General features: G+C 52.3%; 9 protein-coding genes, 1 pseudogene and 1 riboswitch. Of the genes and pseudogenes, 2 read left to right on the plus strand and 8 right to left on the minus strand.

Translation table 11 applies throughout. The annotated features are described in order from the left end of the window. Nucleotides 1-119 precede the first annotated feature (119 nt). Nucleotides 120-339, minus strand: a riboswitch (cobalamin riboswitch). 20 nt (nt 340-359) lie between these two features. The 7 genes from HK23_RS01730 to HK23_RS01760 form a co-directional block, all read right to left on the minus strand. Beyond that, nucleotides 360-740 carry an alpha/beta hydrolase family protein gene (locus tag HK23_RS01730; protein ID WP_063908292.1) on the minus strand — a complete coding sequence of 127 codons (381 nt, stop codon included), beginning with the start codon at nt 738-740 and terminating at the stop codon, nt 360-362. A gap of 223 nt (nt 741-963) precedes the next feature. Continuing rightward, the gene (locus HK23_RS01735; protein ID WP_086652653.1) at nt 964-2,025 is read right to left on the minus strand and encodes a glycosyltransferase family 4 protein; all 1,062 of its coding nucleotides are present in this window, start codon (nt 2,023-2,025) and stop codon (nt 964-966) included. A 45-nt stretch (nt 2,026-2,070) separates the two neighbouring features. Continuing rightward, a complete protein-coding gene (locus tag HK23_RS01740; protein WP_086652654.1) occupies nt 2,071-3,198 on the minus strand; it encodes a glycosyltransferase in 1,128 nt (375 codons plus the stop codon). Further along, a complete protein-coding gene (locus HK23_RS01745; protein WP_218777687.1) occupies nt 3,192-3,992 on the minus strand; it encodes a glucosamine inositolphosphorylceramide transferase family protein in 801 nt (266 codons plus the stop codon). The genes HK23_RS01740 and HK23_RS01745 overlap by 7 nt, the downstream gene beginning before the upstream one ends. Before the next feature lie 276 nt (nt 3,993-4,268). After that, a complete protein-coding gene (locus tag HK23_RS01750; protein ID WP_256940011.1) occupies nt 4,269-5,660 on the minus strand; it encodes a cytochrome-c peroxidase in 1,392 nt (463 codons plus the stop codon). Nucleotides 5,661-5,718: 58 nt separating this feature from the next. Continuing rightward, nucleotides 5,719-8,217: a phosphocholine-specific phospholipase C gene (locus HK23_RS01755; RefSeq protein WP_086652664.1), complete on the minus strand. Its 2,499-nt coding sequence runs from the start codon at nt 8,215-8,217 to the stop codon at nt 5,719-5,721. A gap of 125 nt (nt 8,218-8,342) precedes the next feature. Beyond that, entirely contained in the window at nt 8,343-10,898 is a 2,556-nt protein-coding gene (locus HK23_RS01760; protein ID WP_256940012.1) for a TonB-dependent receptor, read from the minus strand. A gap of 268 nt (nt 10,899-11,166) precedes the next feature. Between HK23_RS01760 and HK23_RS01765 the strand changes: the two genes are divergently transcribed. Continuing rightward, the gene (locus tag HK23_RS01765; protein ID WP_179193762.1) at nt 11,167-11,760 is read left to right on the plus strand and encodes an RNA polymerase sigma factor; all 594 of its coding nucleotides are present in this window, start codon (nt 11,167-11,169) and stop codon (nt 11,758-11,760) included. 42 nt (nt 11,761-11,802) lie between these two features. Continuing rightward, nucleotides 11,803-12,756, plus strand: coding sequence for a FecR family protein (locus HK23_RS01770; protein WP_086652657.1), 954 nt, complete (start codon nt 11,803-11,805; stop codon nt 12,754-12,756). 84 nt (nt 12,757-12,840) lie between these two features. Here HK23_RS01770 and HK23_RS14475 read toward each other — a convergent pair. After that, nucleotides 12,841-13,308: pseudogene (locus HK23_RS14475) on the minus strand (FAD-dependent oxidoreductase); the annotation flags it as partial.

The raw sequence follows: 13,308 nt of genomic DNA on the forward strand, positions 1-13,308 counted from the left end.
CCGTGACACATCACTCTTGTCACCAGACCGTATCCCTACAGAGCGGCAGAACGCACGCCAGATGGCGGCCCCTGCCCTGTGTAAACATACCCGTCAGATCACCCCGTCCGACAGTATCCAGTCACGCCTCGCGGATGGCAGGTTTCCTGGCTCACGGGTCATCACGCCTGCATCTATCTTCCCGGCCTTTCGGCCAGTGACCCGCCCCATTCAGAGCGAAGGATGCAGAAACATACCGTTTACAGTTGCGGGGGCAGCCCGTGCTTTGAACAAACGTGTTCGCACACGGTTCCCTTTTCAGCCTTCCTTCTGGAAGACCCCATCACACCTGCTTCAAAAACCCGCAAAACCGGGACGTGTCAAGAAGGCGGCGGAAACGGTTCATGCAAGGCACGCCGTCGGACACACCGGGGCAGCAGGGTTTGCAGCATGCTGAGCGTTGCGGTGTCAGAAAGCCCGGTTTCATTGGAAAACTGGGTCAGCTCTTCCGGCGTGAAGAACTGCTTGATTTCAGCTTCCGTCGCCGGCGGGGCGTTATCCTGCGCCTGCCAGTCACGAATGACATCAATCATCCCCGCAGCGTTGGCGCGTTGTTCCAGCTTGCTCGGCGCATCAGGCCGTGGGACCGGGCCAAGCAGATCATTCAGGATCGTAAGCATGCCGGAGACATCCTTACTGGCCAGAGTCATGAAGTCCCCAACCTGTGTTACGGCAGACGTGATTTGTTCTGTAATTTTCATAGGAACCACCTTGCCTATGGCCCACAGAATGCCCGTAGCGGTATCACTCTCGCCTTATCGGCACCCTGTTCAGCCAGATAAACTCTCTTCATGGAAAAACACAGAGTATCAATCGTGAAGGGAGCTATCCATCCAACGCCCACAAGACAGGACGCGTTGCTGTATTGCCCGCATCTTCACTGAAATGTGTTTTCCGCCATTTGCAAGCCACCAGCCAGAAGGCTTACAGCCCCAGCATCCTGCGCCACAGGGAAATAACATGCTGCTGGCTGAAAAGTGCCATCCGCTCTTTTCCGTTTCTGGAAAACGCCAGACGCTTTTCCGGGCCTGCCATCAGACTTAAAAGCCCCTCAGCCAGTCCTGCCACATCATTTTGCGGCACCAGAACGCCTGTCTGGTCGGGCACAATAATCTCGGCGGGCCCGGTTTCACAGTCAAATGCCACAATCGGCACCCCGAAAGCCGCTGCCTCCAGCAGGACCATGGGCAGCCCCTCAAACCGGGAGGAGGAAACCATGAGCCCCGCCTGAGCAAACAGGGCCGCGACATCCTTCTGCGCGGGGCCAACACTGGCTCGGCCAAGGGTGGCGGCTTGTTCTGTTAGCATGGCCTTTTGAGGCCCCTCGCCCACAATCGTCAGCGTCCACCCTGCGGAGCGCGGATCATGCTCAACCAGTTTCCAGGCCTGCAAGAGCCGATCAAACCCTTTTTGCGGGCTTAACCGGCCCAATGCCAGCACCGTGCGAGATGCGATGTCATAGGGCTTTTCAGAAACGGCAGGAGCCATATTGGGAATGCAGTGCACCTGCGCTTTGGGCCGCGCCTTTTGCTGCCAGATGCTCTGGTCCCGATGGGTCAGTGTAACAATATCGTTCGCCCATTTCGCAGCGACAAGACGGCCCCAGCGCCGCTTCTTTTTTCCCAGATCAACGTTGTAATTGAAGTGTTCCCAGACAATACACCGCACCCCGGCCAGTCTGGCCGCCGCGACTGCATAAAGCGCATGCGTTGATTCCACAACAACCAGCGCGTCCAGCTTTTTACTTTTGATGAGACGACAAAGACGCAGGATAAGCTTAGGCGCAGACCATAAAAGTGAGACATGCTTGGCAGACAAAACGTCCCGCTCAATGCGCTCATCCAGAAAATAGGCAGGCGGCCCTTCTGAGAGCACTTCTATCAGCGTGATGTCAGCATAATCAGCCAGTCCATTCATCACCGCACAACAGGTGCGCTCCGTGCCGCCCATCAGGCCTATTGTGTGGATAACAAACCCAACGCGCATCTTTGTTCCTCTTAGCCAATGCACCGGAGCGCATTGCAAAATGACCTACTGTCTGTTTGCTGCCTCAAGCAAAGCAGACATCAGAAGAAGGTAGGCCTGCCCACCACATTCAATTGAAAAAGGCCTTACAGCCCCAGCCAGCCTCTGACTATCCGGAGCAGGTTTTTCCAAAACTGAAATTATGGCGCGGGCAAGCGCACCGCTGTCTCCCACAGGCACCACATGCACAGCCTCAGAACACCCGACAAAATCACGGGCAGCAGGAGTGCAGGCCGTTGTGATGACCTGACGACCTGCCGCAAGGGCTTCCAGAATAACCGCGCCATACCCTTCCCGCCGGGAGGAGAGCACAAACAGGCGGGCGTCATCCAGATAAGGGCGGATATCTGCAACATATCCTGTCAGCCTGACCTTATCCTGCACCCCCTCTCGGGCTGCCAGATCCAGCAGAGCCTGATGATCCGGGCCGGCTCCACAAATTGTCAGGGTTGCCGTTGGCACGTGTCTGGCAACCGATGCGAAGGCTTCAATCAGCAGGTCAAACCCTTTGGCGTGTGTTAGCCTGCCTGCCGCCAGAATATTAAAATTACCGGCATCAGGCATGCTGGGGGCAGGAAGGCTTCCGCAGAGTGCTGGCAACGGAATAACATCGGCTACAGGCCGTCTGAATAAACAGTTGGCTTCTTCAGCCGTTGTGCAATCAAGCGCCACCAGTTTGTCTGATTTCCTCAACAGAAAACGCATTCTTATGTTGAAGATTTTCTGAGCCCATGCAGCCCGCCCCGGTTTATAAATGGGAGAGCTGATTTGTGTCAGAATAACAGGGCGCACGCCTGACGGCAGTTTCCCCAATTCATAAGCCACGGGCCAATGATAATTCCCGGGCACAAAGCAGGCTTCTACAGGGTTTTTCTGAAAATACTGTGCCGCTTTTTTGGCGAGTTCCGCCATAGAAGAGCGGGAGCGGCAAATGGGTTTGGGGGCAATAACCAGCCTGACCGCGGGAGCCAGAAGATTTCGCATCTCGCCAGCCTCGGCCCCGGCAAACACAACGACCGGGTAGCCCTGCTGAGACCAGTAATTAGCAAGCCGGATAGCAATCCGCTCGGAACCGCCAAACACAAAATCATGAATGACAATTCCGATTGAAAAAACGTGTTTATTGTTCAGCATTTTTTCTGCAAAAATTTCTTGGATTCTCGAATAAGTTCAATAGACAATCCATGGGCCGACAGTTCTGTGCGTTTGACATCAAACACCGTGACGGATCCTGCTGCTGAGAGCGTGTGCATGCCTTCTGTATACGGTGCAAACTGTTCTGGAATCCTGATCTTCGCACCCGCATGCGTCACAACCCGATCAGGCGTCAGCACTTCAAACCGTAAGGGCCGAATGGCGCCCCCATAGGTCCATGAACAATCCTGCACCGGCAGCATAACCTGCCCGTTCAGCACACGAGGCGTTCCGCCCGGCCGTGTACTGGCTGAATCGAACCGGACAGGGTTGCCGGGGTGCCGTGTCCACGGGCCATCCAACCGCTCCGCAAAGGCCAGATGCAGTTCTCCCACTGGCTTTGGCGGCTTGCTGGCTGGCGTATAAAAAAGCCACCACAGACCATCATGGAAAAAGGGCGTGGCATCCACAGCAACATCAGGCCCCAGATCAATCACACATGCAGGCTCCCACCTGTCAGGGAATGATGCCGCGCGATACAGGGTCAGTTTTCCGGAGTGATACGCTTCCGGCAGCATCCAGATCTCACCGTCTGCTTCAAACACATAGGGGTAAGACAGATGCCAGGGTTCAGAAAGCGCGACGCGTCGTTCCAGAAATTTGAAACATTCGTCATAAACGAAAACTTCTATGATCCCGTGTCGTGTTCGGTAGTCATAAGTCTCAACAAAAATATAAAGCGTCTTGTCTTTCCAGAACCCGAATGGATCGGCCATAAACTGGAAAGATTTCATCTCAGGAAGCCATGTGACAGCCCCGGCCTTTACTCGACCTTCCTCAATAATGGCATCCAAAGGCATATCAGAAATACCAACACGCCATATATCTTTACGGAGACCCAATTAAAAACCTTTTACACTCATAAAAATTAACACAACGACATTTCTGTTCTTGGAAATTCATAATGAACACTTAAATTTTTATCAAGGTCAACAACCCTGAAAGCAGGGCAGATCCGCATCTTATTAGCAGCTATTCCTGTTAGCATCTGGCTTTTATCTGGAAATATTTCAATCCCGACACGGGGAAAGCTTCCCCTGCCCCGTATCTTTCGTCCAGCCATCTGTCAGTGTTTGCAGGAATGCAATAATGGCTTTCCGTTCGGCTTCGGTCAGAGCTGGAGCCTGCCCCGGCCTGCGGTCAAACGGCGCATCGGTCGTATCGATATTCCCGCGATACGCTGCCGGAATATCATTATAAGCCTGAACCCTCCCATCTGGTCCTGCAGGATAAAATCGCTCGGGCTCCAGATCACGCAGCACGTAAAAATCCATCACATCTTCCAGAGAATGAAAGACGCCATTGTGGAAAAAACTGTGCCGCGTTGCCGTATTCCGCAAAGTCGGTGTCGCAAACATCCCGCAATAGGGTGCAAGATCTTTCCGGCCTCCCGGTTTCTGATCACAAACCCCAAGATCGTAGTAATCCGGGTCATGCGTATGCTGGAGAGCTAAATTACGAGGAGCCGCAAGAGCTTCGTACTGATGGTCTGTAAAAAGAGGCGGCAAACCGTCGTTCCGCACCGTATCGACGTGACAGGCCGCACAATTTCCCTTTTGAGGGTCATTGAACAAAAGATAGCCTTCACGTTCCAGAGGAGAGAAGCGGGCTTTGCCTTGCAGCCAGGCATCAAACTTGCTGCTATAAGGATGAAATTTCTGATCTTCAATCTGATAGCGTGCCAACGCGAACAGCCCCTCAGAAAGCAGAAAATCGGAAGACGCCTTGCCGCGAATACCGGCAAGATCCCGCAACGGCGCAGCATAATCTGCTGCCTTCAGCCGCGCGGTGACTTTCTCGGGTGTTGCCGCCATTTCGTCCGGATCAAACATGGGGCCGCTGGCTTGCTGGTGTAGCGTATCAGCACGACCATCCAGAAACAGGCCGCCCTGCGGCACCAGATTGGCTGCTGAACTGGCCGTGTTCACTGCACTTTTGGCCGCATGGGCCCCGCCCGTCACAGGCACCGCGATTGTGGGAGCAATATCATCGGCAACGGCATCATCCGGACCAATGCTGAACGGCGGCTGGCGCTCCAGATAGGTCAGGCTGGGGATTGCACGTCGCCCCTCACGATCGCCCGCAGCACCCCCTTTAAAAACAGGCGCATTCCCGGCCGGACCATAATGCAGGCTGGGCACATGGCAGGACGCGCAGGATAACTTGCCTGAGCCAGAAAGGGCCGGGTCAAAAAACATCGCCTTGCCCACGGTGGCCATCATGGACAATGGCTGCTGCTTTTCCAGACGCAGGCTCCGCGGGCACGGGTTACTCCCATCCGCGGCAGGCCTGCAGGCTGCGCCAGCCGCAGGTTCAGCTTTCACCCACTGTGCGCTCGCGCCCAGCAGGACAGCACATCCTGTCACCAGAAGCGTTGATTGCAGCAGCCTGAAAGAGAGCACGAATGAGAACCTTCTTTTAAACCAGCCAAAGCCGGGAAAGCGGTTCAATGCGAGGTTTTCAGCCGGCCCGCAAGCCCCCCATTGCCGCATCTGTTGTCCCAGGTTTCGTTGTTTCGACCCGACCGGCGAAATGATACAGGAATTCAGGCTCTTCTGCAGCAGACACCAGAATATCATACCACATGCCATTTTCAGCCAGATCAAACGGAACAGCCAGCGTCTGCCCGGCAAGCAGACGGACTGTACGATTTATTTGTCCCGCTTTGAAAACGCAGGTCAGCTCAACATTCTTCTTTCCATGGTTGGTCAGGTTCAGAACCAGATCTTTCTTTTTAACAGCCAGATAATGACAGGCGGCTTCTATCCGAAGGCCATCCTGCTGCCCTTTGTAGCGACGGTAAAACCCATTGGGCGCATGGACGCCAACATCGTAATGCCCCTGAGCAAAAGAGGCCATCTCGAATGCCGCCTCCAGCGTATCGCCTGCGGCAACAGCATAGGTTCCCGCCTGCATACCGTTGCTTTCCGGATTGGTGTGGCAATGCACGTTAAACGGCAAACCAGCGGCATGCTGACCATATAAGGCCGTGCCCGCTTTCATATGCAGGTGAATGCTCCGGCCATCCGCGCTCACACCGCCATCACAATAGGGCTCATAAGGTAGCGCACAGGCAGGCCGGACACCCGGCTCCTGCCGAACCGTCTGGAGCATTTTTTCCGGATTGTTCCGCAGTTCCGCAATTTCGGCAGCCTCAAGCGTCTTGAAGCCGCTAGGCATCGGGCGGTCTTTCGCATCTTCAATCATGTGCAGATGGGCATCACGATTCAGATAAGGCAGACTTGGCACAGACCCGTCATAGGGACGGAAACAGGACGTCAGATCACCACTGATCGCGCGACGCCACGGAGAAATATTGGCTTCAGAAATTTGTTTGCCGAATTTTTCCTGAACAAATCTTTCCAGAAAACGCAGAGTGGATGTGTGTTCAAACAGCTGCGAGTTCACCCACCCCCCTCGGCTCCAGGGAGAGGCAATAATCATCGGCACCCGAAACCCCAGCCCGATCGGCCCGCTACGAGCCAGATGTTTTGGCACACCCCGCGCAATTTCATCCTGCGCGGTGGTGTATTCCAGCCCCTCCCCGCCAATACTGCGCGAAAAACGGCCTGTCTCAGGCCGTTTGGGGTCTGGAGCAACATAAGAACAGCAATGGTCGAAGTAGCCATCATTTTCATCATAGGTGATGATGAAAATTGTCTTTTTCCAGACATCCGGATTTTCTGTCAGAATGTCCATGACTTCCGAGACATACCACGCCCCATACCAGGGAGACGCCGGATGGTCTGAAAAACGCCCCGGTGCTGAAAGCCATGACACTGTCGGCAGATTGCCGCCTTTTACATCCTGACGGAACTGATACAGGATATCGCCCTTCGGCGCTTCCATGCTGATGGACTTTTCGCCATCATGGAAAGTCAGCTTTTCAAGGTCCCGATAATGTTTGTCACCTTTGTTAGTCACAAAGGCTTTCTCAAATAGGCTACGTTCTGCAGGTGTCAGCTTCTCCAGTGGCCTGCCCGACTGTGCCTTGCGGCGTGTCAGAACGGCCATCAGTTCCCGCGCCTCAGCCACTTTTTCTGCCTGCGTTTCTGACACCAGCATTTCCCGGCTGTTAAGCCGGTCAAGATGGGTCTGGCAATCACTAATGCGATCATCCAGCCAGTCATCATAACCCGGGTTGGCAGACACAACATACTGATCGAAGCATTCCAGTACATTAGTACTGAAATTGCTCAGCCAGTTGCGTTCCAGATCATTCATGCCCCCTGTCTGGGACAGTTCGTTCTGATAATATTTCCAGGAGACACCAACACTCTCAAGACGTTCAGGGAACGTGTCCCACGTCATCCCGCCCTCAAGGATTTCACCATTGCGCATGTAAACATTGGACGACGGGTCCTGACGATTACGCACAGTGCCCGTCATGAACAGCAGACGATTGGGCGTCGTGCTGGTCATCGCCCCACAATAATTCTGATCACAGACCGTAAACGCGTCGGCCAGTGCATAATAAAACGGCAGATCTTCCCGCGTGTAATAGCCCATTGTCAGGGGATAGCGGTCATAGCCTTTATGATGAGACTTTTTGGCGTCAATCCAACGATCATGCCCGCCATCATGCCAGGCATCTACCTGACTATCCCGGGAATGCGGGATAGACCCCATCCACGTCACCCGTGTATCCCGAATATTCAGGCGCCAGGGCAAATAGGTCTCACCAGACTGGCTTGACTGCACAAACACCGAATTCCCGTTTGGCTGACGCATGGCACGCGGGTCATTAAACCCCCGCACGCCCTGCAACGTCCCGAAAACATGGTCGAACGACCTGTTTTCCTGCATCAGGATGACAACATGCTCCGCATCTTTCCACGTTGTGCCCGCATCTGGCGCAATGGCAAAGGCACGACGGATGGATTCAGGTAAAACCGCGCTGGAGCCAGCCGCTGCCCCGGACAGAAGCGCGTATTTCAGGAAGTCTCTACGTGTTGCCATGATCTGCGTATCGTCCAACTCACGTTACAAAAATGCCATCTCTGTCGGCACAAATTCTTACTGCACCTTCCAGCAGCACAGTGTTTGCACTTCAAGCCCTAAAAAGGCCGTTCTTTTTTATGTCATCAAAAATCGGCTGAAATGGTCGCCATTACGACAAAAGGCGACGCAATGACATATGTTGGCTGCGAGCCGGAAAAGGCCTTTCCCGTCACAACACCATGCTGGGTCTGTGCGTTGGTTGTGTAGCCATACATTGAAGACAAATAGTGATTGTTTCCCAGATTAACGAGATTCAGCCTGATTTTTGGTCGCACACGGCCAATTTTGGGCAACTGCCTGCCAACAGCCAGATTGGCGCTGACATAGCTTGGAATGCTCTGGTCATTCATCAATGTGGAATACTGAGAATCTGTATATTGCAGCGTGAAATTCCCAAACCACAGGCCGTCATTATAAGTCAGCCCCAGTGATCCGGAAAATTTGGGCGCGCCGACTTCCTGCTTGCCCTTTGTCGCCAGATAGTCCCCTTCATAAGCAATATTATTGCCGTTTTTGGTGTGCATATACTGGCCCGAGGCATAGAAACTCAAATGGTGCCAGGGGTGTGTCGCCAGTTCTGCCTGAATACCATAAGCCTCCATTCCGCCAGCATTGATCAGCTGAGAAATGGTGGAGGTTGACCCTGGCTCATAGCTTTCAGCCGAAACCTGATGGTTTGTCACATTGTAATGGAAACCAGCCACATTGGCTGACAAAAGCCCGCTGTAACGATACCCGACTTCCTCGGTAATCATATATTCCGGCTTGTAATCCGACATGGGGAGCGACGTCGCCTTGCCGGTTGAATAGCTATACGATGAAAGCTGTGAACTTAAGGACGCCGGTAGATGGTAACCCGTTGTTCCGTTGACATAAATCTGATGCTGCGGGTTAAAGCGATAGCTGATAAGAACCTGGGGCGCCGGAACAAAAACATTCTTGATGGATTTATAATTGCTCCCTGTTACACCCGGCAAATCCTGCGTATACTGGCGGTTCGCCATGGCCATTCTGATACCGCCATCAATCGTCAGGCGGCCATTCAGGAAGACCATTTTGTCATCAACCGCAAAGCTATTGAGCTGTTGCAAACCATTTTCGTTATCTTCACTGATAAGCTGGCCACCATTTGCCGTTAGCGGTGCACCATGAGCACTCCATTCGCCTTTCCCATTAACCGGATAAAAATTCTGGCTCGCAGCTTCCTGTGCATAAGAATACCAGTAGGTCAGGCTCAAAGTGTTGAACCTGTGCTTCCAATGGCCCGTAAGCGTCAGGCCGGAAGACAGGGTATACCAATCTGAAACCTCAACAGAGGTCAGCTTGCTAACAGCCGGATCATATCCCGGAAGATCTTTATAATTATCAAGATGTTTATATTTTTCTGCACCTGCATAGCCATTTGAAACAGGCACTGTCTCCCCATACGTGTAAGGACCATGAAATTCGACAGAATACGCTTCTGCATCAAGGCTCAGGCCATGACCAAACGTAAAATGATTTTTTAGCGCCCCATAAATGGCACCTGTATTCTTGGCATTTAAACCAGAGTAATGGGTGTCGCCATTATAATACTGCTTATTCAAACCATAATCGACGCCATATTTGTTCCAGTTAGCCAGAGAGGGATAGAGCCACTCACCCTGCTGCGCCTTGGTAAATCCAAAAATGGCTTCTGAATCACTGTGGTCTGCCCAGCTTTTTGTAACAGCCGCATCCACATGCCACTTCCTGATAGTGCCGTCTCCGCGCCACATATCGCTCCGTGCATAGGACCCGGAGGCAAAGGCTCTGACGCCAGAATTTCCGATCTCTCCGGTATCGTAGCGAATGAAATCCTTATTGGTCCCATAGGAACCACCAGAACCGGCCACATGGATATTCTGCCGATCCGTCGGACGGCGAATTGTGGCGGATATTTCAGCCCCCGTCGCATTATAGGTCGGCGAGTTGATATCAACCGCTCCCTGCATCACGTTGACCTGCCCCATATTCTCACTATCAACCAGAGAGGGCGTATAAGTGCTGTAGGTAAACGGGTTGGCGGCAGGCATCCCTTCAAACGTGACGCCAATTTCAGGCTGCGACATGCCGCGAATATGAATGGTTGAAAACGAGGTTGTCAGTGGACCTTCACTGGCAGACACGACACCCGGCAGCGTCTGAATGAGGGACTCAATGGTCGAAGTCGGAGACTGCATTTCGATGTAGGTGTGAGACAGAGAACTTACCGTTCTCGGCGTGGTATGTCTCACCATCATGCCGCCACCATCTGACTTGCGACGCTCTACAACATCAACATTTTCCCCGCTCGCCTTAGCGTCATGCGGCAATTTTCTTTCTACAATAACAAAATGAGAGCCCTGATTCTGGCGGCTGACCTGCAGGGAGGTGCCGGAAAGCATCTTTTGCAACGCAATCTGATCATCCATCATACCATGCACTGAAGAGACCCGGACATTCCGGAAGTCCTTAGCTTTGGCAATAACCCCGGAGCCAGACTGCTTCTGAAACACAGAGAGCGCTTCCGGCACCGTACCGGCGGGAATGTTGAACATGTGCGTTGCACCAAACGCCATATTGCATGTGACGGTAGAGGACAGCAGTGTAAGCGTGCTGATTGTCTTAACTGAACGCATGAGAGGAACATTACCTTCGGACACGGTGCATCATTCACCCACTAAGATGAACCGCCATCCGTATTCCCCCCCTCTTTGGGGTCAGAAATTCTGTTAAGGTTTTATGACGAAAGGAAATTTTCCGCCTCTGTGAGGGCAAAATTCTTTTCGAAACAGCGTGTTACAACAAGAAGGTCATCTCTCCCCGGTCAACTTGCCTCAGGCTCTGAGCGCGGTGTAAGTCACTCCCACCCCGCCCCTCTCCTGATGGTAAGACGGCCTCATGCTCATGGATGCACCTTTAAGTTGCGATACTGGTGAGCAGACAAAGCCTCCTCTCTCACCGCCACACAATGATGAGACGGTCCATCTGCCAGATGCAGAGCGCATGACGTGGATCACACAGAACGTCATGCCACACGAACCCGCCATACGAAACTGGCTGAACCGGACCACACTTCCGGGCATGACGGCAGATGACATTATTCAGGAATGTTACGCCCGCTTTTGTTCAGCCCCCTACCAGGAGATCCTGAACGGCCGAGCTTATTTTTTTTCCTGTGCACGAAATCTGGTATTTGAACACGCCAGACGCGCAAAAATTGTTTATATTGATGCAAGTTTGGGTCTGGAGGCGCAGAATGTGGCGGACAGCCAGCCAGATCCGGAGCAAAATTTTTCCTCACGCCAGCGGCTTGACTGGCTAAAAGAACAGATGATGACACTCCCCAGCCCATGCAGGGATGTTTTTATTCTGAGGAAAATCTATAATTACAGCCATACCACTATAGCTCAGCAACTCGGGCTTTCACTACGTGCTGTTGAGCGACATATTAGCCGCGGCTTGCAGAAACTTATAGAAGCCGGACAAAATGTTGAATAGCGTGCCCAACACAGCTGCACTTTATAAGAAAATGAGAGTCACGTGCTTCAACCTTCTCCCGTAGCAGACGGCAAGAAGCGTCAGGCAGATGCAACGCACTGGGTTGCCCTTGCTGATGCGCGTGACCTCTCCGAAAACGAACAGCAGACCCTTGTCGCGTGGCTGAACGCCGACGACCGCAACCTTGGCGCATACGTACAGGCAAAAAGTGTTTATCAGGCACTAAATTATAGAAATTCATCCCTGAGTAAATTAAATCCCCCGTCCCTTACTCCTCCCGGCCCAAGCCGCAGACTGTTTATGAGTTCGGCCGTTGCTGCTGGATTTGCGGGGTTATGTCTGCCGCAAAAAGTGCAGGATCATTTTGCCATGCGCCATAGGGGCCGACAGGCTCCTCAGCATTATGTCTGGAACGGTAATCGTGTCACGGTGGACGCGCGTTCTGGCGCCTATTTCTCGTCTTCCAAAACAAAAAATATCATGCAGGTTGCCGATGGACGCATCGGGATGGAGATCCGTCGCCATCAGGCATGGATTTCCGCTCGCGCGCTAAAGCTGGCTGGGAAAGACGCTGATTTTGATATTAAATTAGAGGGGCAGAAAATTATTCTGTCTCTCTATGCTGGAACCATGAGCTGGCTTGATGACGCTCAACATCATACCATAAAATCTCCGCAGATTTTTCATTTTTCCAGTAAAGACAATATCAGACCAGAGCTTATTAAAAGCCATACTCTTACCGGCGATACAGCCTTGATACAGCAGGCATGGCGAAACGGGCAGATTATTTTGAACAACTCAACACTTCAGTCAGCCGTCGAAGAATTCAATCAGTATTATGACACGCAATGCCTGATTTCCAGCAACAGACTGAGTCAACGCAAGATATCAGGCAGCTTTGATATTTTGAAAATAAATGATTTTGTGCAGTCAGTCTCATTTTTGCTTGGATGTAAAACAAGATATGAAAAAAGAAAAATAATTTTCTATGTTTGATTATTTTTCTCGGTGGATAAAAAGGCATACCTTTCAAGACCATCTGCCGGTAAGCAGATGGTTTCAATGAGAAGCTAAGGCCGCTTAGAACCCAACATCCTGCCATTCGTCGCCCTGCAACTCTGGCGTGTTGAACTGTTCCAGATTGCGATAATGAATAGCTCTATCTTCAACAAACAAGCTGCTGACAATTCCTTTAGCTAGTCTGTCTGCACCGTCACTAATCGCCGGAATATCTCCACTCACCTTTCCATGGGAAAGAGTAGCCGGAAAACAGAAGCAATGAATTTTTTCCAGAGCCGGACAAACAACGCCATCTTTTGGCTGGAACTCAAACGCTGGCCCCAGATCGGGTGAAAACTCCAGCTCAGGATTTAGGAAGCCTGAAGGATTATCTTCCGGTGCAGGCGTAAAGCGATCTTTCCAGAAGCGAATGCTGGGTGCGATTGATTTCAGCTCGGGCCGCTGCCCAATATCAACAGCAAAGCCTGTCGCAGCAATAATGAAATCTGTTTCAAATACCCCACGGGGCGTCGTTACACGTAAATGATC

The organism is Acetobacter malorum, from assembly GCF_002153605.1.
Classification (GTDB): Bacteria; Pseudomonadota; Alphaproteobacteria; order Acetobacterales; family Acetobacteraceae; genus Acetobacter; species Acetobacter malorum_A.